The organism is Pseudomonas sp. HLS-6 TE3448 (assembly GCF_053629555.1).
Map to the genome: position 1 here is coordinate 4,467,532 of NZ_JBRJIO010000001.1, position 20,494 is coordinate 4,488,025.

Genomic DNA, 20,494 nt, shown 5'->3' on the forward strand with positions numbered 1-20,494 from the left:
ATAGCAGGGTTTGCCAGAGAACACCTACTCACCACGCCTGACCGCGACGCTTGAGTTCGAGGCGGCGGATAAACTCTTCCAGGATCAGCGCGTAGAGATCGTCTTGCAAATAGGCATCTTCAATACCCGCATCCAGGTTGGGATTGTCATTGACTTCGATCACCACCACGTTGTCACCCGATTGCTTCAGGTCGACGCCGTAGAGACCGTCTCCGATCAAGTTCGCGGTCTTCACCGCCAGATCAACCACTGCACGTGGTGCCTCATGTACCGCCAGGGTGCGGCACTCACCATTTACATCCTGGCCTTTGGCTTTGTGGTTGTAGATCTGCCAGTGTCCCTTGGACATGAAGTACTGGCAGGCGAATATCGGCTTGCGATTGAGCACCCCAATCCGCCAGTCATACTCGGTGTAGAAGTACTCTTGGGCGAGCAACAGCACCGAATGCTCAAACAACTGTGCGGTAGCTTCCAACAGCTCTTCCTGGCTTTGCACCTTGATGACCCCGCGTGAAAAACAACCATCGGGGATTTTCAGCACCAGGGGAAAGCCCAAGCGCTTACTCACCAGTTCAAAATCCTGAGGCCTATCCTTGTAGAGAATTTCGGTAGCCGGCATCCCCAGCTGGTGGCTCTTGAGCAGATCCGTCAGGTACACCTTGTTGGTACAGCGAAGGATTGACGTTGGATCGTCCATCACCACCAGACCTTCGCTTTCTGCCTTCTTGGCAAAGCGATAGGTGTGGTTATCGATACTGGTAGTTTCGCGAATCAACAGGGCGTCATACTCGGCGATGCGCGAGTAGTCTTTCTTTTCGATCAGTTCGACATCAATGCCCAGTCCTTTGCCAACCCGGATAAATCGCTCCAATGCTTTGCTGTTGGAAGGTGGCAACGCTTCTTGCGGGTCATGCAATATGGCCAGGTCATAGCGTGCCACCCGCCGTGATCGCGGTACTCGCCAAATCTTGCGACTGAAACGGTCCAACGCGTTGGCAAACTGATCTTCCTGATCTTCACGCAGTTTGTGTAACGCGCCAAACTTAATGCCTTCAATGCGCCAGTTCGTGCTTTTACGAAACTCGACGTGAAGAATCGGGCAGGGAAATATTTCGAATATTTGCCGTGCCAGCTCCTGAAGCGGTTCCAGGTTGGTCGTACCAAAGTACAGGGTTAGGGTGAACCCCTCGGCATTACTGTAAACGTGGTTAATCAATGCCCTGTCGATTGTTCTTCCGAGGTCATCAAGTGCTACACCGTACAATGACTTACGGGTCAGCTCGCTCATCGTCCGTACGGAGGGAATTACCTTATGACCGCGCGCTTCCGCCAATAATGAGCAGTAATAACCGTGCCCCAGGTACTTGTAGCTGCGGCACAGGTTAATTACTTGAACACGTTTTCCGCCTTCACTTTCCAGGTTTTTTTCGAGGTACTCCTGAGCCGTCATCAGGTCGTCACTTGGAAAATAAGAAGCCCAGTCATCTTTGCGTTCGACAATAATAACCAACTGACTGGAACCCTGTACCAGGCCAGATGAACAATTCAGTCTCAGCATTGCCGCCAACTGCTTTTTCTCTGATACTTCACGCACATCACGTTGTGCTACTGACATTTGAAGAAGTCCGCTGAAAAACAAGTTCCTGTCTATTAAACACGAGCCTTTCAGAAAGTCTCGTTTCGTTACGTAACTTTTACGGCGGCTATATGAACCTGCTATTTCGCAACGCTACACAAGAAGACTTGAAGCCCCTGCTGGCGCTGGAAAACCAGTGTTTTACCTCTGACCGACTGACGCCACGCAGTTTTCAGTGGATGATCAGCCGCGCCCACGCCAGCTTGATCGTCGCGCAGGTGGGCAGTCAGTTGATGGGGTACTGCCTGGTGCTGTTTCATCGCGGCACCTCCCTGGCCCGACTCTACTCCATAGCCATTGCCACCCACAGTCGAGGCATGGGCCTGGGGAAACAGCTGCTGGACCAAGCTGAACAATGTGCCCTGGCGCACGACTGTGCCTACATGCGCCTGGAAGTCAGATCGGACAATCCTGTCGCTATCACGCTCTATGAGCGCAACGGATACCGCCGTTTCGCCGAGGTCAACGACTACTACGAAGACCATGCGCAAGCGTTACGCCTGGAGAAGCGGATCCTGCAGCATCGCGAAAGCCGTATGGTTCCGGTGCCCTACTACCAGCAGACCACTGACTTCACTTGCGGGCCGGCCTGCCTCTTGATGGCCATGTGCGCGCTGCAGCCGAACCGCTTGGCCGAGCGCACGGAGGAGCTGCAGATTTGGCGGGAGGCCACCACCGTTTTCATGACCTCGGGTCACGGAGGTTGCAGCCCCCAAGGGCTGGCGCTGGCGGCATGGCGCCGAGGGTTTCGCGTGCGCCTGCAGGTCAGCGTTGACGGTCCGTTGTTTCTCAACAGCGTACGCAACAAGCATAAAAAGGAAGTCATACGTCTGGTACACGAAGCGTTCTGCACTGAACTACAGCACAGCGATGTACAACAAATCAGTGGCAACCAGTTGGATCTGGCACGTGTTCTGCGCGACGGAGGCCAACCCTTGGTCCTGATCAGCAGTTATCGCCTGACGCGCTCGAAAGCCCCACATTGGGTGATCGTCACAGACTGCGATGAAGATTTCGTCTACCTGCATGACCCGGACATCGATCACAGCCAGCACCGACAAGCACTCGACTGCCAGCACCTGCCTGTCAGCCATGCGGCATTCGACAAGATGTGCGCCTTTGGCAGCAACAAGTTGCGCGCATACGTAATCCTTTACGCTCGAGAACACGCCTGAAGCAGCCCCTAAGGCGTAATAGAAGACTAAAGTAAGTAGACAACGCAGAGTTTTACGGATTTTTTACGGTCACCAATCGGATCTGCAACGATACTGGCGCCCGCAAAAATGGCAGCGCTTGTCGATTTCCCTCGCGACAGCTCACCTGATCGTCTTCATCACTTTGGCGTTTCCGGGCACCTTTCGTCTGCTAGCGTAAACCCAGCGTAAATGAAAGAACCCAGCACAAGGTACCCGGGAGCAGGCCGAGGGCAGTACGCGTTTTTTCAGCATCCTCATTTTTCGAGAAACACCCAGTGAGCCAATCAGCAACCCAAGTAACCGAAAATTCACATGCAAAAACTTCAGCCGCAGGCCTGCTGGTCGCGGCAGTAGGCGTGGTGTATGGCGACATTGGCACCAGCCCCCTTTACACCCTCAAAGAGGTATTCGCAGGGCACTACGGGGTACAGGCCAATCACGACGGTGTGCTTGGGATACTGTCACTGATCTTTTGGTCGTTGATCTGGGTGGTGTCGATCAAGTACGTGCTGTTCATCCTTCGCGCCAACAACCAGGGAGAAGGCGGCATCATGGCGTTGACGGCGCTGGCCCGTCGCGCCGCTACACCCTACCCGCGCTTGAGCAGAATGCTGGTCCTGCTTGGATTGTTCGGTGCCGCGCTGTTCTATGGTGACAGCATGATTACCCCTGCAATTTCGGTACTTTCCGCTGTAGAGGGGTTACAACTGGCGTTTGACGGAATTGAGCACTGGGTCGTGCCGTTGTCCCTGCTTGTTCTGGTTGCGCTGTTCTTGATACAGAAACACGGTACCGCACGAATTGGCATCCTGTTTGGTCCGGTCATGGTGCTTTGGTTTCTGGTTCTAGGTGCACTGGGAATCTACGGCATCGTGCAGCGACCCGAAGTGCTGCATGCGCTCAACCCCGCTTGGGGCGTACAGTTTTTTATCGTTCACCCCGGGATCGGCGTCGCCATCCTCGGCGCGGTGGTGCTCGCGCTGACCGGCGCCGAAGCACTGTATGCAGACATGGGACACTTCGGCCGCAAGCCGATTGCTCGCGCGTGGTTCATGCTGGTACTGCCAGCCTTGGCGTTGAACTACTTCGGCCAAGGCGCATTGATCCTGGGGAATCCCGAGGCCGTACGCAACCCGTTCTATCTGCTGGCACCGCAATGGGCTCTGCTGCCAATGGTCGGGCTCTCTACGCTGGCAACCATCATCGCCTCGCAAGCGGTCATTTCCGGGGCTTTCTCCCTGACCCGCCAAGCCATCCAGCTTGGCTATGTTCCCCGCATGTTCATCCAGCATACCTCCAGCCAGGAGCAAGGGCAGATTTACATCGGCATGGTGAACTGGGCACTGATGGTGGGCGTCGTGCTGCTGGTCATTGGTTTTGAATCGTCCAGTGCTCTGGCCGCGGCCTACGGGGTGGCTGTGACGGGTACCATGTTGATCACTACAATCCTGTCCGCCGCTGTCGTCCTGCTCCTCTGGAAATCGCCTCGCTGGCTGGCGATCCCGATGCTGCTTGGTTTTCTACTGGTGGACAGCCTCTACTTCGCAGCCAATGCTCCGAAAATTTTTCAAGGTGGTGCTTTCCCCGTCATCGCGGGCATTGCCCTGTTCATCTTGATGACGACCTGGAAGCGTGGCCGCAAGATCATTGTCGAGCGGCTGGACGAGACGGCCCTTCCTCTCCATCTATTCATTGACAGTCTCCACTCACAGCCCCCACATCGAGTGCAAGGTACTGCCGTCTTCCTGACTGCCCGCACCGACGCTGTCCCCCATGCCCTTCTGCACAACTTGTTGCATAACCAGGTGTTGCACGAACAGGTCGTGCTGCTCACCGTGGTGTCTGAAGATCGTCCGCGCGTGCCTGCAGACAAGCGGTTTGAGGTCCAGGCATATGGCGCCGGATTCTTCCGGGTAAACCTTCATTTTGGCTTTATCGAAGAGCCTGATGTACCTGCGGCACTGAACCTCTGCCACTTGCCTGAACTGGATTTCAGCCCGATGCGTACAACCTACTTCCTGAGTCGTGAAACGGTCATCCCTACCAAGCGTATCGGTATGGCACGTTGGCGAGAGTACCTGTTCGCTTTTCTTCTGAAGAACGCCAACAGCAACCTGAAATACTTCAATCTACCGCTGAATCGGGTGATAGAACTCGGCACTCAGGTTGAGATGTAGGGTTACTACCGCGGATCAGGACACCTGCCTCGGGTGGTCAAATGACGTGCGATTTCGCACTAGCCAATTGCACTGCCCAGGCACCTCAATCTTCTGTCAGCTCGCAGACCCCTTTCGCCCCGTCCTTGCTGCTGTACGAGACAGAGGGTGTGCCATCGCGGTCGATGCTCAACGAGATGGTGATACCTTGGCCAATGGCTTCATAGCTATTTTCATTCAGCGTCTTCAGTTTGCCCTCTTCGCCATTGATGTAGATCGGCCCGCCTTCATCGGCGTGAACATCAATACCCCCTGGGCACGTGGCGTTCACCAATGGAATGTCGGCTTTCACGAACCCGACCATCGCGAACAGGGCAAGGCTCAACAGTACTCGCTTCATGGTTGCCTCCTCGGACCGGCGCTATGCCGTGACGTCTATGAACAGACTAGCCCACGGCATCCGCATGACGGCAAGGCCGGCTTACTCGATCAAACTCTGGGCTGCCCCGGACAGTTGCCGCTGCCCACTCAAGCCCACCATGACCCGTTCGACGATCTGCATGCGTTGCTCTGCGGCGCCGCGGATCTCGTCCATGGCGCGCAACGCGACGCTGGCTTGCTCCATGCCTGAACGTGTTGAAGCACCAAGCCCCTCAATTCCGGCTCGGGCGTCACCCGCCGATTGTTGCAGTTCGCCTGCAATGGTTTGAATCTGGGCACTGGAGTCGGCGACACGACGAGACAGGTTCCGAACCTCATCGGCTACCACCGCAAAACCGCGTCCATGGTCACCCGCACGTGCGGCCTCGATCGCCGCGTTCAGGGCCAGCAGGTTGGTTTGCCGAGCGATATCCTGAATGCTGCCGACCAACGCGCCAATGCGTACAGACTGCGCACCCAGTTCATTGAAGGTATGGGCGATCGTGCTCATCGACGTGTCGAGTTCACAGAGGATGTGCGAGGACGCCTGAATACTCTCGGCACTTGAACGCACATGCGCACCAGCAGCACGCGCCAACTGGTCGGCGAACTGCATATCGGCCTCGGTCTGGATGATGGCGTCATCAAGCTTTTTCAGCGTCTTCTGCAGCCTGCCGTCGCTCCACAAGGGGGCAATTACGTCGGTTATCGAAGCTGCGGGCGCGGGCTCGGGCTCGTGCACAACCGCTGCCACACCGTTCGGCATGCATTCAACCGGCACCTCAATCACCGCCGCCGGGCGAAAGTGATACAGCAGCCCTGCACACACAAAGCACAGTAACGCCACGCTGCCAAGGGCAGCCTGCTGCACCTCTGATACCAGTAACGCCGTTGCGATCAACACACCTGTCAGTTGCAGGATACCGGCGAGAAATCCACGACTCATCGTGACCGACTCCATGACCAGCGGTTTGAGTGGGCACTGCAGGGTGTGAAACAGGCAGATGACGTTATCGATAGCGCAGGCGGAACCCCGTTAAGCGTCACTCGGGAAGAAGGTATCGAAATCATAGGGCGCTCTTATTGTTCTTTATCCCACGATAGAGGCTGCAAGTAGTGGCAGTCCAATATTAGGTGGGTCTGACGCCATACCTGAAAAGTATCGTCACCATGACGAACTGTTACTCAATGGGGAATAGTCTTTTACAAAACCTCGGTATTCAGAAAACGTTCATTTTCGGCAAGATGCCGGAAGATCCGTGCACACGGACGAAAAGAAGAACAATGTTTCAACGCCAACGCGCCTTCCAGGGCCAAACGCGGCGTACTTGTCTGCCATTTCCACAAGACCATTCATAACAATCTCAAACCGAGTGTCTGTCAGACATTTTGTGCAGAGGGGCGACCGAAAGATGAATCACCTGAAAAATGGCGTACTGCTATTGGCCGTGTCCGGTGGGCTGGTACCACTGGCCAACGCAGCACCCTTCGTTAGCGACCAGGCCGAAGCCAAAGGCATTGTCGAAGACAGCAGCCTCAAGGTGCTGCTACGCAACATGTACTTCGATCGCGATGGCAAGAACGGCGGTGACACACGCCGCGACTGGACCCAGGGGTTCATGGCCAACTTCAGCTCCGGCTACACCCAGGGCACCGTCGGTTTTGGTGTCGATGCCTTCGGCTACTGGGGGATCAAACTTGACGGCAGCTCAGGCCAGACCGGAACCGGCAACCTGCCGGTTAACCGCGACGGCAGCCCTGAAGACGAGTTCGGCCGCGCCGGTGGCGCGCTCAAGATGCGCGTCTCCAAGACCGAGCTGAAGTTTGGCCAGATGCAACCCACCGCCCCTGTGTTCGCCGCAGGTGGTACCCGACTGTTGCCGCAGACTGCCACCGGCTTCTCGCTGATGAGCAGCGAGATCCAGAACCTTGATCTGGAAGCCGGGCATTTCTACGCCGGCACCTCCAATGCCACCACCAGTTCCAGCGGCGGCCTGTGGGCCACCTATGCCAACGTCGAGACCAGCGATGTCGATTACCTCGGCGGACGCTATGCACTGAACGACAACCTCGGCCTGATGCTGTACGCCTCGCAGTTCAAGGATATATGGCGCCAATACTATGGTGACTTGAACTATCAGTTGCCGATCTCCAGCAGCCAGTCCGTGGCACTGGACTTCAGCCTCTACCGCACACTGGATGAAGGCAGTGCCAAGGCCGGCTCGATCAACAACACCACCTGGTCGGCCTCGGCGGCCTACACCTTCCTGACCGCCCACACCGTTACCCTGGCCTTTCAGAAAGTCGATGGCGATACCCCATTTGACTATGTCGGGTTTGGCGATAACGGCGGGGGGGCTGCTGGTGACTCGATCTTCCTCGCCAACTCGGTCCAGTATTCGGACTTCAACGGCCCTGGCGAGCGCTCATGGCAAGTACGCTACGACCTGAAAATGGACACCCTTGGCGTGCCCGGCCTGAGCTTCATGGCCCGTTACATCAACGGTGACAACATCGACGGCTCGCACATGGCGGCAGACAGCGCCTACCGTGCCTATGGCTATGGTGACAACGGCAAGCACCACGAAACCGATGTGGAAGCCAAGTACACCATCCAGAGCGGGCCGGTCAAAGACCTGTCGTTCCGCCTGCGTCAGTCGTTCCACTATGCCAACGCCGACCAGGCTGAGAGCGACAACAATGAAATGCGCCTGATCATCGACTACCCGATCTCGATCCTGTAACCGCTGCACCAGCAGGCGTAACGCGGTGGTTTCTTCCGGTGCAGGAACCCCATCCGGCCGGATACAACCACCGCATCCCCGGCAACACCCTACCGATACCCTCGCAGTCAACCCTGCATCTCACAGCACTTACCCGCCTGCGCGCGGCCGGTGCTTGATCGCGCATTACTGGGCATAAACGTACAAGATATCGATCATGCGTGTTCACAAAACTGATCAGCGTCAACAACCCAGCATAGCGAGCAACAACTCTATTTTTTTGCCATAAATTTGACACACGCCTACACTGTAAGGGAGAGATGACTAAATACCTCCATACTGAGCAGGGTGAGCAGATTGAGTTGGGACAGTGGCGCAATGCGGCAGCACTTTGAAAAAATGCAGGCGGTGCTGTCTGCTGACAACGAAATACTGGACATCGAGGACTACGTCGATCAGTTCCTGCGGACACGCGGCTACGCCCTGACCAACGAAAACAGGCTTCGCGTTGCGATGCGATTGGAGCAAATCACCGAGTGGACCCACTACACCGTCAGTGAGCTGGATCATTGGCTTGATACGTGTTTCAAGGCATAGCAGCACCGAAGCAACGCCACCTCGGTTTATGGAGCGGAACCGGCCAGCAACTGTTGGTTAATGAACATTTGCTCCCGTCCTCGCGCTACCAGCCAACGATGGAAGTCACGGCAGTGGGCATTGTCGAATGCGCCCTTGGCACCCACCAGCAAATACGATGAGGGCATCGGCAATGCGTGTGCAAAGGGCATGATCAAGCGCCCGTCCGCCAGCGCACCGGCGATCATCGAACATTGAGCCAGTACTACGCCCTGCCCCGACAATGCGGCCTGAATCGCCATTGATGACAATGAGTAAACACGGTAGCCGTCACGCAACGACGAGCAATCGACCGCCTGAGCCATAAACCAGTCGCGCCATGACGGCGGCGAAGCGAACTTTGGTAGCCAGTCAATCGACAATAACGGGTAGGCCAACAGATCGGCCGGGGTATCCAGTGGCCGATCATCTTGAATCAGGCCGGGGCTACACACCGGAACGACACAATCGCGAAACAACTCAATGGCATTTTCGGTCGACTCAAGATCACCGTACGTGAGCCGGAAGTCGACTTCGTAGCCATCAGGCGAGGGCTCGGCATGGCTGCCGTCGAGAAACAGATTGAGCCCCGGGTGATCGCTCTGCCACGCGTAAATAAGCGGTGCCAGCCACTCGGAAAGCAACGACGGCAGCGCGCTGATGCGCAAGTTGCTAGCGTTTTTCGAGCGTTCGACCTCTACCTGGGCAATGCGCAGGCTTTCGAATGCCGACGCACAGCTCTCATGGTAACGCTGCCCCGCCGCGGTCAACCGGATACGCTTGCCCACCTTGAAGGTCAGGCTCAGACCCAGGCTATCTTCCAGCAGTTTCATTTGCTGGCTGACCGCACCGGCAGAAATCCCCAGACGCCTGGCGGCCTCGATAATGCCCCCGTAGCGCCCGACCGCTTCAAAAACCTGTAAGGCGCGCAGAGAAGGCAAGTTGTTCATCAGTCTCTCCTAAAGGGTGCTGACGGTTTGATACTTTAGCCCAGCTATACAAAGCAACAGCTTTCAGCATCTTTTCGCAAATTCAGACTCTCGTATGCTGGCCTTGGCACTGCCTCCCCTTCCCCTATCAAAAAAGCAAAAACAAGGAGAGCACCATGTCTATGCGTACTACCCCGTGTGTCGCGCGTTACTCGCCTAACCGATGGGATACCCCACGGGCTTCAGCGTGTACCGACGGGAACAAAAAAAAGCCTGACGTAACAATGCGTAACGAAACCGCGCACCTCCCCACCCCTTGGATTACCCTCCAGCACTCAAACCCCTTGGAACAGAGCCTTGCACCTACGCTGGCGCAGTTTGGCCTGCATATTGCTAATCATGTATATACAAGTACATGCATATCATGATGTATCTGTGCTTTAGCGCCGTACCCTCCGCCCCCTGTAACAGACAAAGGAAAACAACAATGAGAAAATTTGTCCTTGCCACTGTCCTTGCACTGGCTTCCACTGGCGCCCTCGCCAAGGACCTGAGCGTTATTCGCTTTGGTGTAGACCCGACGTTTGCGCCTTTTGAGTCGAAAAACGCTGACGGCGAGCTGGTTGGCTTCGACATTGATCTGGGCAACGCCATTTGCGCTCAGCTCAAGGCCAAATGTGTCTGGGTCGAAACGGCATTCGACAGCATCATTCCTGCGCTCAGGGCGAAGAAGTTCGACGGCGTGCTGTCGGCCATGACGGTCAACGAGAAACGCAAACAGAATGTCGCCTTCTCCGACCGCCTCTACAACTCGCCCAATCGCCTGATCGCGAAAAAGGACAGCGGCCTGCTGCCAACGGTCGAGTCGCTCAAGGGTAAACGTGTCGGGGTTGCACAAGGCACCACCCAGGAAGCCTTCGTCAAGGCCATGTGGGCACCACACGGGGTGATCATGGTCTCGTACCAGAACCAGGATGTGCTGTATCCAGACCTGGTCAGCGGGCGGATCGATGCCAGCCTGACCGATGCGGCCGTGGCCGATATCGGTTTTCTGCAAACACCGAGGAACACCGGTTTTGCATTCGCCGGCGATGCCGTCAAGCACGACGAACTGCTTGGCGAAGGGATCGCGATCGGCCTGCGCAAGGATGACCATGAGCTGATCGAGGCCATCAACGGTGCACTGGCAGAAATGCACAAGAACGGCACCTACGACACCATTCAGAAGAAGTACTTCAGCTTCGACATCTATAACTGAAGACGGCTACAGCGCGCTCAAACGCCTGCTATCCAGCGCTTGAGCGCGCTGTAGATACACAGCCCCTCCCCGAACACTCAAGCCTCGCAATGGACGGCCCACGGCCCCCCATTGCCTACGGAGAGACAGAACATGCTTTTACAGGGCTATGGTTCGCTCATTCTCGACGGTACCTTTGCGACCATCCAACTGGCGTTGCTCTCAATGCTGGTAGCCGTGACGATCGGCCTGGCCGGTGCCTCGGCAAAGCTGTCCAAACAGCGGCTGTTACGTAACCTGGCAACCGGCTACACCACCTTGATCCGCAGCGTCCCTGACCTGGTCATCATGTTGCTGTTGTTCTACAGCCTGCAAATCTGGCTGAACAACTTCACGGAATGGATGCAGGTCGAGCAGATCGACATCAACCCGTTCGTTGCCGGCGTTATCACCCTGGGCTTCATCTATGGTGCCTACTTTACCGAGACCTTTCGCGGTGCATTCCAGTCCGTACCTGCCGGCCAACTGGAGGCAGCCGTTGCCTACGGCATGAGCCGTCGGCAGATCTTTATCCGGGTGTTGTTTCCACAAATGATGCGATTTGCATTGCCGGGCATCGGCAACAACTGGCAGGTACTGATCAAGGCAACCGCCCTGGTATCGATCATCGGCCTGATCGATATCGTCAAAGTGACACAGGATGCCGGCAAGAACTCAATGCAACTGTTCTTCTTCAGCATCATCGGTGCGCTGATCTACCTTGCCATCACCACCGTCTCGAACGGCCTGCTGCTATGGCTGGAGCGCCGCTACAACATCGGCGTCAAGGGAGCCGCACTATGACCGAGATCATGAAGGACTACTGGAAAGCCTACCTCTGGTTCGATGGTTATCAGCTCTCGGGCGTCGCCATGACCCTGTGGTTGCTGGTCGTGGCCATTGCCCTCGGCGGCCTCCTTTCGGTGCCCTTGTCAGTGGCACGGGTGTCGAGAAACCCACTCATCCGCGGGCCGGTCTGGTTCTACACCTATGTGTTTCGAGGAACGCCGCTGTACATCCAGTTGCTGATTCTCTACTCCGGCATCTACAGCCTGCAGATGGTCCGCGAGCAGCCGGTGCTGGATGCCTTCTTCCGCGAAGGGATCAACTGCACCTTGCTGGCCTTTGCCCTCAATACCTGCGCCTACACCACGGAAATATTCGCGGGCGCCATTCGTGCCACCCCATATGGCGAGATCGAAGCCGGGCGGGCCTATGGCATGTCGCCGTTCACCCTGTACCGTCGGATCATTCTGCCTTCGGCACTGCGACGCGCACTGCCGTACTACAGCAATGAAGTGATCCTGATGCTGCACTCCACCACCCTGGCGTTCACCGCCACTGTGCCCGACCTGCTCAAGATTGCCCGCGACGTGAACTCGGAGACCTACTCCTCGTTCGAAGCATTCGGCATTGCAGCCGTGCTGTATGCCCTGATGGTGTTTGCCCTGGTCTGGCTGTTCCGACGTTGCGAAATGCGCTGGCTAGCCTTCTTGAAGCCACAGACTCACTGACCCGCCGTAAGTAATAAGAGAGCATCGAACATGTACAAGCTGAACGTAGATGAACTGCATAAAAAATACGGCGCCCATGAAGTCCTCAAAGGGGTATCGCTCAGCGCCAAAGCCGGCGATGTCATCAGCATCATTGGCTCGAGCGGGTCAGGCAAAAGCACCTTTCTGCGCTGCATCAACTTCCTTGAACAACCGTGCAGCGGACGTATTGCCGTAAACAACGAAGAGATCCGCACCAAGCTGGATATCAATGGGGCCATGCAGATTGCCGACCCTCGCCAGTTGCAGAAAATCCGTACCAAACTGTCGATGGTGTTCCAGCATTTCAACCTGTGGCAACACATGACGGTGCTGGAGAACATCATCGAAGCGCCAGTCCACGTCCTCGGCGTGAAACGCAAGGACGCCGAGCAGCGGGCACGCCACTACCTGAACAAGGTCGGGCTGGATGCGAGCGTGGCAAGCAAATATCCCTCGCACCTCTCTGGCGGGCAGCAACAACGCGTGGCCATCGCCCGGGCACTGGCAATGGAACCGGAGGTGATGCTGTTCGACGAGCCGACCTCCGCCCTGGACCCGGAACTGGTCGGCGAAGTCCTGAAAGTGATGCAGGCCTTGGCCGAGGAAGGCCGCACCATGGTCGTGGTCACCCATGAAATGGGCTTTGCCCGCAACGTCTCCAACCATGTCATGTTCCTGCACCAGGGCCGCGTTGAAGAAGAAGGCCCACCCGGTGAGGTATTGAACCATCCGAAAAGCGAACGCCTGACGCAGTTCCTCTCCGGGCGCTTGAAGTAAGTCGGCACATTCCCCTGCTGGCCACCGGGCAACCTCTGGATGCCCGGGGCCGGCCTATCGATACGAGGCCACCATGCTCGCAGGTTTCCCTAAACATCCCGGTTTCGCCCAGCAACGTGAACAGTTTCTAGCGGCGGCCAACGCTGCCGGCGCACGCCTGAGCGAATACCGCCACCCCTTGCGCGGCCCCTTTGGCGAGCCGCTGAGCACCGACGTTGCCCTGCTCGGTGATCCCCAGGCCAAACGGGTGCTGGTTGCGCTCAGCGGCACTCACGGCGTTGAAGGGTTCTATGGCTCCGACTGCCAGATCAAATGGTTGCACGCACTCGGCAACACGCCCCTGCCTGCTGATGTCGCGGTACTGATGATCCACCTGATCAACCCCTGGGGCACCGCCTGGATGCGTCGGGTCAACGAAGACAACATCGACCTCAATCGCAACCAACTGGACTTCTCTCAGGCACTACCAGACAACCAGGCCTACGAAGCGTTGCACCCTATCTACACCTGCGCCCAACTGCACGGTCCGCTACGGGAGCAGGCTGACGCGCTGCTCAACCAGCGAATTCGCGCCGAAGGCTGGTCAACCGTGATGTCGATTGTCGAGGCCGGCCAGTACCGTCATCCCGATGGCCTGTTCTATGGCGGCCAGTCCCCCGCGTGGTCGAACACCACCCTGCACACGATCTTGCAAACCCATCTGGCTCACAGCGAGGTTGCCATGTGCTTTGACCTGCACACCGGAGCCGGCGACTACGGGCACCCGATGCTGATGACCATTGCCCAGTCTGCCTACCCGGCACTGCACGATGCCCAGGCCCTCTATGGCCCGTGGCTGTACACGTTGATGACCGGAGCCGGCAGCCACAGCGACACCGGCGTAGCGGCAACAGCTACCGGCTACACCTCACAGGCGATCCTCAACGCCCTGCCCCACGTACACCTGATGCCATTCGTCATTGAATGCGGCACCTACCCGGGCGAGCAGGTTCACACCGTGTTGCGCAACGACCAGTGGCTGCACCTGCATGGCAACCTGGACGATAAGGTCGCGGCACACATCAAACGGGAACTGGTCGAGCAGTTCTACCCGGCGGACCCTGACTGGCACGCCGTCGTCTGGCTGCGCACCCAACATATCTGGGAACGAGCCTTGAGTGCGTTACCCAAGATTCACCCCGCCGCCCGTCGCTAAACACAGCGCCTGACACCCTTGTACAAAGCGACGCTCAACATAGCGTCGCTTTGGTTTGCCTGCAAAAAACGATTTAGTTTTTCTAAATCAATAAACAGTTTTAAGCATCTATTCTGACCTTATCAGCGCCTCGTATTCTGGCTTCGCCGAAAGCCTCGCCCTGCCGCACAGGGTGAAAACCAGAACAATAAGGAGAAACCCCATGTTTTTGCGCAACGCTTGGTACGTAGCCGCCAGTGAGGCCGAGTTGGGCGAAGCACTGTACCCCGTCACCCTGCTCAGTGAGCCCGTGCTGCTTTACCGCAAGACCGACGGCACCCCGGTGGCCCTTGAAGACGCCTGCCCCCACCGCAAGCTGCCGTTGTCCATGGGGCGTCGCCAGGGCGATGACATCGAGTGCGGCTACCACGGCCTGACCTTCGACTGTTCCGGCAGCTGTGTCCGTGCCCCCGGCAGCCGACACATCCCTCAGGGCGCCAAGGTTCGCAGCTACCCGCTTGCCATGCGCTACGGCCTGATCTGGATCTGGATGGGCGATCCCGAACTGGCCGACGAAGCTAAGATCTGTGAAGTCCCGGAATGGGGTGATCCGGCATGGGGGCTCAACCGTGGCGACAGTATGGTCGTGCCGTGCAACTACCTGTACGTGACCGATAACCTGCTCGACCCTTCGCATGTCGCCTGGGTACATCAGTCGTCCTTTGGCAATGCCGCGTGCGCCCAAGAGCCCCTGCAAACCCGGGTAACCGATACCGGCGTGATCGTTTCGCGCTGGATGCGCGATGTGGAAGTGGCGCCTTTCTACGCCAAGTTCGTCAAGTTCACTGGCAACTGCGACCGCAAACAGCACTACGAAGTGCACTACCCCGCCCAGGCCGTTATCAAGGCGATATTCACCCCGGCCGGCACGGGCAGCGACGAGGGCGAACTGCACGAGCAGGTGTTCCTGATGAACTCCTACAACTTCATGACCCCCATCGACGAGGAGAACACCCGTTACTACTGGTTCCAGGTACGCAATTTCGACCCCGAGAACCAGGACGTCTCCCGCCAGTTCGATGAAGACGTGCGTCACGCCTTCGCCGAAGATCGTGTCGTGCTCAGCGCCGTCCATCAAGGCATGGCCAACAAGCGCAGCCCCAACATCGACCTGGCCTCCGACTCAGGCCCGCTGCGCTTTCGCCGCAACCTGGAGCAGTTGATCGCCAACGAACAACGTAATGGCCTGATCGCCCGCAGCCAAGCGCAGGCCGAGCACGACAAGACGGAGGCGTGAGATGAACACTCAACCGAAGACGGCACTCAGCGCGCAAGGCTTCAGGGCCTTGCGGGTGATCGAAAAGAGACAGGAAAGTGCGGTCATTACCTCGTTCGTGCTGGCAGCGGACCATGGCACGTGCCCGCCCTTCGTGCCGGGTCAATTCCTGGTGGTTCGCCTGCCCACGGGCAACGGCGCCACACTGCTGCGCAACTACAGCCTCTCAGGCGACCGTAACGACCTGTCGCACCTGCGCATATCCGTCAAGCGCGAGCCTGCGCCCGCTGACCAGCCACAACTGCCACCCGGGCAAGGCTCCAACTACCTTCACGATCAGGTGCAGGTCGGCGATCTGCTCGAAGTCGCCGGGCCTGCCGGCGAGTTCGTCCTCGACGAAAAAAGCACACGCCCCGTAGTGCTGTTAAGCGGTGGTGTGGGCCTGACCCCCATGCTGAGCATGCTCCATCAGCTAAGCCGCCATTCGACCCGCACCGTGCACTTTATCCATGCCTGCGAGAACGGCGCCGTACATGCGTTCCATGATGAAGTACGCCAGTTGGCCGATCGGCGCCCCGGGATCAATGTGCATTTCTGCTACCGCAGCCCGAGCGTCGACGATCAGGCCAACCCGGCGTACCACAGCCAGGGCCTGATCAACCGGGAAACCCTGCAAGCGCTACTGCCATTGGACGACTACGAGGTCTACCTGTGCGGTCCACCACCGTTCATGCAGGCGAACTGGCGCCTGCTGCGCGACCTGGGAATCGACCGCCAGCGTATTCACTATGAGTTTTTCGGCCCGGCAACGGTTCTTGAGAGCGATCAGGAGCGAGCCCCAGCGTCCGTGACGCCAGCCATCAGCAGCCCACCCACAGCGACAGACAACGCCTTGACTGTGCATTTTTTGCCATCTGGCACCCGCGTGGACTGGCAACAGGGCTGTCACTCACTGCTTGACCTCGCCGAGCAGGCCGGCCTGACGCCCTCGTTCAACTGCCGGGCAGGCCTGTGCAACAGCTGCCAGGTCGGCCTCAGGGAAGGTACTGTCGAGTACTTCGAAGAACCGCTGGATGCCCCCATCAACGGCAACATCCTGCTCTGCTGCACACGCCCAACGAGTGCACTGACCATAGAACTGCGCGCGTAGGATCAACACCCACCACTGGTTGGCGGAGAATCGCGTGGGCTACGCTTTCGAGTGCATCGGCGATATCACGCGTGCATGATGGAGCGCGAACCAGCAAGCTTGGCGACAACCCCTTGGGGAAGCACTCCCCTGGCCCCGCACGCCCCTGACCCTATTGTACAAACCCAAGAGAACCCAAAGATGAGCATCTTCACACACGTCACCGTTGGCACGAACGACCTGAACAAAGCCCGCGGCTTTTACGACAAGGCACTGGGTGAACTAGGCCTCAAGCGTATCGCCGACCTGGGCGACAATGGCTCGATCTGGGGCGAAAATTCCCCGGCCTTTTTCGTCCTGAAACCCGCCGACGGCAAGCCAGCCACCGTCGGCAACGGCGTCACCATCAGCTTTGAAGCACCGAGTCGTGCAGCGATCGACGCCTTCCATGCGGCCGCCCTGGCATCCGGCGGTCAAGACGAAGGCAAGCCGGGCCCGCGCAATTGGGCACCCAATGCCTACGCCGCCTATGTCCGTGATCTCGATGGCAACAAACTAGCCGTTTACTGCTTCAAACCGGCTTGATCAACAGCCGTATCAAATGCCCGAAGCACTGCTTCGGGCATTTTTCGTTATGGGCCATGACGATTGATGTGACGGCAAAAAACAAAGCCATTGTAACGCCGCATTTTTCGACCTATCTTATACAAAACCTATACAAGGCTATTAGTCGTGTACAAGATAGAGCAATGGCCCCTGACGCTTTACTTCGACGGTGACTGCCCGCTCTGCGCTCGGGAAATCAAGCTCCTGCGCCGACGTGCTACAGACGCCCGGCTGCTACTGGTTGATATCAGCCGCGACGACTTCGATGCGCCTGCACTGGGTTTCACCCTTGAGCGCATGCAATCAGTCCTGCATGCGCGCTTTGCCAATGGTCAATGGGTTACGGGCCTGGACGCCACCCTCTGGAGCTGGCGAGCGGCAGGCCTGGGTGCGTGGGCCGCACCACTGACATGGCGCCCCATACGGCCACTGTTTGCCATCGGCTATCGCCTGTTCTGCCGCTTACGCCCCCATTTGGCCTGGTTACCTCATCCCGATGGCAGCCGTCGCTGTCGTGACAACCACTGTACGCTGCCGAAGTCGGCATCCGCGCCAGGCAACCCGCATACCCTTCAAACAACACATGGCTGCAAGGAGTCAAAATGAACCTGTCATTAGCCGAGCACTACCGTGAAATTCTCTCCGGCGTCGGCGAGAATCCTGAACGTGAAGGGTTACTGGACACCCCCAAACGCGCCGCCAAAGCAATGCAGTACCTGTGCAATGGCTACACCCTGAACCTGGAGGAAGTGGTTAATGGTGCGCTGTTCGAGTCGGACAACGATGAGATGGTCGTCGTGCGTGACATCGAACTGTACTCATTGTGCGAGCACCACATGCTGCCCTTCATCGGCAAGGCGCATGTGGCCTACATCCCTACCGGGCGAGTGTTAGGGCTGTCGAAGGTTGCCCGCGTGGTCGATATGTTCGCCCGTCGCCTGCAGATACAGGAAAACCTCACAAAACAAATTGCCGACGCCATCCAGCGCGTCACCGATGCCGCGGGTGTGGCCGTGGTCATCGAAGCCAAGCACATGTGCATGATGATGCGCGGTGTGGAGAAGCAAAACTCGGTAATGACCTCATCCGTGATGCTGGGAGCCTTCCGCGAGTCGTGCACCACGCGTCACGAGTTCCTGCAACTGATTGGGCGGCGCAGTTGATGCCAGGACCGGTGCAAGACGGCGTCACACCGACGTCACCTGCACCGCCCCTACCGCTCGACCGTGCTGCGCCTATGCCGCCGACAACGCTCTGAGCAGTAGCGCACCTCATCCCAACAGCGCGCCCACTTTTTACGCCAGACAAACGGCAGCCCGCAGACCACGCAGGTTTTGGCTGGAAGCTCGCTCTTTTTCACAACGCCTCACCGGCATCCAGCATGGCCAGTAACGCCTCGCCACGCTGCCAGAGCGCCTGCTGCTTGTCCTCCGACATGCGTGCGAGGTTTTTATACACCATGGCAAGGCGTTGATTGCGCTGCAGCAGGTCACGGTGACGCATCAGAAAGTGCCAATAGAGCGCATTGAAAGGGCAGGCAGTGCCCGTTGTACTTTCACTGACGTTGTACACACAGCCACTGCAGTAGTCCGACATGCGCTTGATGTACTGTCCGCTGGCACAGTAAGGCTTCGAGCCCAGATAGCCACCATCGGCATGCATGACCATGCCCAGGGTATTGGGCAACTCGACCCAGTCGAAGGCGTCCATATAGACGGACAAATACCAGTCGCACACCTGGCTCGGCACGATGCCCGCTAACAGGGCAAAGTTGCCGGTCACCATCAGCCGCTGAATATGATGGGCGTAGGCATGCTCCAATGTCTGGCCGATGACCTGGCGCATACAGTTCATCCGCGTGTCGCCCGTCCAGTAGAACGCTGGCAGTTGCCTGCTGTTGCCGAAAAAATCAAGGCTGGCATAGGTGGGCATCTGCAGCCAGTAGATACCGCGCACATACTCGCGCCAACCAATCAATTGGCGGATAAACCCTTCGGCAGCATTCAAAGGGATCCTGCCAGACCAGTAGGCAGCCTCTACATCTGCGCACACCTGACGCACATCCAGCAGGCCGATGTTGAGCGCAGCACTGATACGGGCATGAAACAGGAACGGCTCATCCTGGGCCATGGCATCTTGATAATCGCCAAAGGCCGCCAGGCCAAAGTCCAGAAAGTAGTCCCACAATGCCTGCGCATCGGCATGCGTCACGGGATAGTCAAAGGCCTCCAGCGAACCGTAGTGGTCAGTAAAGTGCTCGGCCACCAGCGCAATCACCTCACGGGTCATTGCATCCACGGTAAAGCGCGCAGGCAATGGAGCGCGCTGGTGCTTGGGCAGCGCCTTGCGGTTGTCTGCATCAAAGTTCCAGGCCCCTCCGACCGGGCTGCCGTCGCCATTGATGAGCAGCCCGCTCTTGCGCCGCATCTCGCGATAGAAAAACTCCATGCGCACCTGCTTTTTGCCTTTGGCCCAGGAAGCGAATTCGGCGCGACTACACAGGAAACGGCTATCAACATGCCAGTGGATAGGCAGGCCACTGCACGTGAGCGAATGCTCAAGACGCCAGTCGCCACACTCGGTCAGGTGCAGCGCTTCCGGCTGCAATAGCCCGTGCCAACGGCGCAATTCACCCGGCAGTGAGCCCGTATTATCCGGATCATCCAGAGCGACGTACTGCACACGGAAACCACGTTGGCGCAGCGCCTCGGCAAAGTGGCGCATGGCGCTGAAAACCAACACGATTTTTTGCGGATGATGAGGCACGTGGCGGGCCTCCTCCATCACCTCGGCAAACAGCACCGTATCGCGTTCGGTATCCAGCCCTTGCAGTGAAGGCAGGTCGAAGGACAATTGATCGCCCAGAACCAGGCACAGCCGTCGAGTACCGCTCATACCACAGCGTCCGATGAAAAATGGTTGCGCGCGTTTTTTGCGTCTATCAGGTGTATCCACCCATTCAGCATGCTTCCTGCCTCGAGATCATACGTTTGACAGGCCCAACAGGTGCTCATAACGCTTTACACACCGCCTCAGCCGGGGAAAA

At 57.7% G+C, this 20,494-nt stretch carries 20 protein-coding genes; 14 read left to right on the top strand and 6 right to left on the bottom strand.

Annotated features, from left to right (window positions below; translation table 11 throughout):
- Positions 1-28: 28 nt before the first annotated feature.
- Entirely contained in the window at positions 29-1,558 is a 1,530-nt protein-coding gene (locus tag AB7M23_RS20335) for a RimK family protein (RefSeq protein WP_454242204.1), read from the bottom strand.
- Positions 1,559-1,707: 149 nt separating this feature from the next.
- Here AB7M23_RS20335 and AB7M23_RS20340 point away from each other — a divergent pair, with 149 nt between their 5' ends.
- Positions 1,708-2,811: a GNAT family N-acetyltransferase/peptidase C39 family protein gene (locus AB7M23_RS20340; protein WP_454241843.1), complete on the top strand. Its 1,104-nt coding sequence runs from the start codon at positions 1,708-1,710 to the stop codon at positions 2,809-2,811.
- Between the two features lie 296 nt (positions 2,812-3,107).
- Positions 3,108-5,009 (top strand): potassium transporter Kup, encoded by a 1,902-nt coding sequence (locus AB7M23_RS20345; protein WP_102051951.1) that lies wholly within the window; start codon positions 3,108-3,110, stop codon positions 5,007-5,009.
- An 85-nt stretch (positions 5,010-5,094) separates the two neighbouring features.
- On the opposite strand, the gene AB7M23_RS20350 is transcribed toward AB7M23_RS20345, so the two are convergent.
- Together AB7M23_RS20350 and AB7M23_RS20355 are read right to left on the bottom strand one after the other, a co-directional pair.
- A complete protein-coding gene (locus tag AB7M23_RS20350) occupies positions 5,095-5,388 on the bottom strand; it encodes a hypothetical protein (protein ID WP_454241844.1) in 294 nt (97 codons plus the stop codon).
- 81 nt (positions 5,389-5,469) lie between these two features.
- Positions 5,470-6,369 (bottom strand): methyl-accepting chemotaxis protein, encoded by a 900-nt coding sequence (locus AB7M23_RS20355; RefSeq protein WP_454241845.1) that lies wholly within the window; start codon positions 6,367-6,369, stop codon positions 5,470-5,472.
- Positions 6,370-6,820: 451 nt separating this feature from the next.
- On the opposite strand from AB7M23_RS20355, the gene AB7M23_RS20360 reads away from it, so the two are divergent.
- Together AB7M23_RS20360 and AB7M23_RS20365 are read left to right on the top strand one after the other, a co-directional pair.
- Positions 6,821-8,152 (top strand): OprD family porin, encoded by a 1,332-nt coding sequence (locus AB7M23_RS20360; protein ID WP_454241846.1) that lies wholly within the window; start codon positions 6,821-6,823, stop codon positions 8,150-8,152.
- 357 nt (positions 8,153-8,509) lie between these two features.
- Positions 8,510-8,728, top strand: coding sequence for a hypothetical protein (locus tag AB7M23_RS20365; protein ID WP_099775213.1), 219 nt, complete (start codon positions 8,510-8,512; stop codon positions 8,726-8,728).
- Between the two features lie 26 nt (positions 8,729-8,754).
- Here AB7M23_RS20365 and AB7M23_RS20370 read toward each other — a convergent pair whose 3' ends face one another.
- Complete coding sequence (locus AB7M23_RS20370) at positions 8,755-9,696, bottom strand: LysR substrate-binding domain-containing protein (protein WP_102051955.1); 942 nt, start codon at positions 9,694-9,696, stop codon at positions 8,755-8,757.
- Between the two features lie 466 nt (positions 9,697-10,162).
- On the opposite strand from AB7M23_RS20370, the gene AB7M23_RS20375 reads away from it, so the two are divergent.
- The 10 genes from AB7M23_RS20375 to folE all read left to right on the top strand — a co-directional run bounded on the left by AB7M23_RS20375 (position 10,163) and on the right by folE (position 18,611).
- Positions 10,163-10,933 (top strand): ABC transporter substrate-binding protein, encoded by a 771-nt coding sequence (locus tag AB7M23_RS20375; protein WP_065759650.1) that lies wholly within the window; start codon positions 10,163-10,165, stop codon positions 10,931-10,933.
- Positions 10,934-11,065: 132 nt separating this feature from the next.
- On the top strand, positions 11,066-11,755 hold the full coding sequence (locus AB7M23_RS20380) for an ABC transporter permease (RefSeq protein ID WP_065759651.1): 690 nt from the start codon (positions 11,066-11,068) through the stop codon (positions 11,753-11,755).
- A complete protein-coding gene (locus AB7M23_RS20385) occupies positions 11,752-12,465 on the top strand; it encodes an ABC transporter permease (RefSeq protein WP_065759652.1) in 714 nt (237 codons plus the stop codon). Before AB7M23_RS20380 ends, AB7M23_RS20385 begins: the two co-directional genes overlap by 4 nt.
- A gap of 30 nt (positions 12,466-12,495) precedes the next feature.
- Positions 12,496-13,263, top strand: coding sequence for an ABC transporter ATP-binding protein (locus AB7M23_RS20390; RefSeq protein WP_102051956.1), 768 nt, complete (start codon positions 12,496-12,498; stop codon positions 13,261-13,263).
- 73 nt (positions 13,264-13,336) lie between these two features.
- Positions 13,337-14,458: a DUF2817 domain-containing protein gene (locus AB7M23_RS20395; RefSeq protein ID WP_454241847.1), complete on the top strand. Its 1,122-nt coding sequence runs from the start codon at positions 13,337-13,339 to the stop codon at positions 14,456-14,458.
- A 202-nt stretch (positions 14,459-14,660) separates the two neighbouring features.
- A complete protein-coding gene (locus tag AB7M23_RS20400) occupies positions 14,661-15,734 on the top strand; it encodes an aromatic ring-hydroxylating dioxygenase subunit alpha (RefSeq protein WP_065759655.1) in 1,074 nt (357 codons plus the stop codon).
- 1 nt (position 15,735) lies between these two features.
- Positions 15,736-16,863 carry an FAD-binding oxidoreductase gene (locus tag AB7M23_RS20405; protein ID WP_454241848.1) on the top strand — a complete coding sequence of 376 codons (1,128 nt, stop codon included), beginning with the start codon at positions 15,736-15,738 and terminating at the stop codon, positions 16,861-16,863.
- Between the two features lie 180 nt (positions 16,864-17,043).
- Positions 17,044-17,427, top strand: coding sequence for a VOC family protein (locus tag AB7M23_RS20410; RefSeq protein WP_330523822.1), 384 nt, complete (start codon positions 17,044-17,046; stop codon positions 17,425-17,427).
- 147 nt (positions 17,428-17,574) lie between these two features.
- Positions 17,575-18,054 (top strand): thiol-disulfide oxidoreductase DCC family protein, encoded by a 480-nt coding sequence (locus tag AB7M23_RS20415; RefSeq protein ID WP_454241849.1) that lies wholly within the window; start codon positions 17,575-17,577, stop codon positions 18,052-18,054.
- A complete protein-coding gene (gene folE / locus AB7M23_RS20420; RefSeq protein ID WP_102051961.1) occupies positions 18,051-18,611 on the top strand; it encodes a GTP cyclohydrolase I FolE in 561 nt (186 codons plus the stop codon). Before AB7M23_RS20415 ends, folE begins: the two co-directional genes overlap by 4 nt.
- A 50-nt stretch (positions 18,612-18,661) precedes the next feature.
- Here the strand turns inward: folE and AB7M23_RS20425 are convergent, their stop codons facing one another.
- Positions 18,662-18,808, bottom strand: coding sequence for a DUF2256 domain-containing protein (locus tag AB7M23_RS20425; RefSeq protein WP_102051962.1), 147 nt, complete (start codon positions 18,806-18,808; stop codon positions 18,662-18,664).
- The gene (locus AB7M23_RS20430; protein WP_454241850.1) at positions 18,805-20,343 is read right to left on the bottom strand and encodes a cryptochrome/photolyase family protein; all 1,539 of its coding nucleotides are present in this window, start codon (positions 20,341-20,343) and stop codon (positions 18,805-18,807) included. The genes AB7M23_RS20425 and AB7M23_RS20430 overlap by 4 nt, the downstream gene beginning before the upstream one ends.
- Positions 20,344-20,494: the final 151 nt, after the last annotated feature.

Excerpts from the sequence above, each read along its gene's own strand:
- AB7M23_RS20335 (WP_454242204.1), bottom strand. The coding sequence starts at position 1,558 with ATGCTGAGACTGAATTGTTCATCTGGCCTGGTACAGGGTTCCAGTCAG.
- AB7M23_RS20340 (WP_454241843.1), top strand. The coding sequence starts at position 1,708 with ATGAACCTGCTATTTCGCAACGCTACACAAGAAGACTTGAAGCCCCTG.
- AB7M23_RS20350 (WP_454241844.1), bottom strand. The coding sequence starts at position 5,388 with ATGAAGCGAGTACTGTTGAGCCTTGCCCTGTTCGCGATGGTCGGGTTC.
- AB7M23_RS20355 (WP_454241845.1), bottom strand. The coding sequence starts at position 6,369 with ATGGAGTCGGTCACGATGAGTCGTGGATTTCTCGCCGGTATCCTGCAA.
- AB7M23_RS20360 (WP_454241846.1), top strand. The coding sequence starts at position 6,821 with ATGAATCACCTGAAAAATGGCGTACTGCTATTGGCCGTGTCCGGTGGG.
- AB7M23_RS20365 (WP_099775213.1), top strand. The coding sequence starts at position 8,510 with ATGCGGCAGCACTTTGAAAAAATGCAGGCGGTGCTGTCTGCTGACAAC.
- AB7M23_RS20370 (WP_102051955.1), bottom strand. The coding sequence starts at position 9,696 with ATGAACAACTTGCCTTCTCTGCGCGCCTTACAGGTTTTTGAAGCGGTC.
- AB7M23_RS20375 (WP_065759650.1), top strand. The coding sequence starts at position 10,163 with ATGAGAAAATTTGTCCTTGCCACTGTCCTTGCACTGGCTTCCACTGGC.
- AB7M23_RS20380 (WP_065759651.1), top strand. The coding sequence starts at position 11,066 with ATGCTTTTACAGGGCTATGGTTCGCTCATTCTCGACGGTACCTTTGCG.
- AB7M23_RS20385 (WP_065759652.1), top strand. The coding sequence starts at position 11,752 with ATGACCGAGATCATGAAGGACTACTGGAAAGCCTACCTCTGGTTCGAT.
- AB7M23_RS20390 (WP_102051956.1), top strand. The coding sequence starts at position 12,496 with ATGTACAAGCTGAACGTAGATGAACTGCATAAAAAATACGGCGCCCAT.
- AB7M23_RS20395 (WP_454241847.1), top strand. The coding sequence starts at position 13,337 with ATGCTCGCAGGTTTCCCTAAACATCCCGGTTTCGCCCAGCAACGTGAA.
- AB7M23_RS20400 (WP_065759655.1), top strand. The coding sequence starts at position 14,661 with ATGTTTTTGCGCAACGCTTGGTACGTAGCCGCCAGTGAGGCCGAGTTG.
- AB7M23_RS20405 (WP_454241848.1), top strand. The coding sequence starts at position 15,736 with ATGAACACTCAACCGAAGACGGCACTCAGCGCGCAAGGCTTCAGGGCC.
- AB7M23_RS20410 (WP_330523822.1), top strand. The coding sequence starts at position 17,044 with ATGAGCATCTTCACACACGTCACCGTTGGCACGAACGACCTGAACAAA.
- folE (WP_102051961.1), top strand. The coding sequence starts at position 18,051 with ATGAACCTGTCATTAGCCGAGCACTACCGTGAAATTCTCTCCGGCGTC.
- AB7M23_RS20430 (WP_454241850.1), bottom strand. The coding sequence starts at position 20,343 with ATGAGCGGTACTCGACGGCTGTGCCTGGTTCTGGGCGATCAATTGTCC.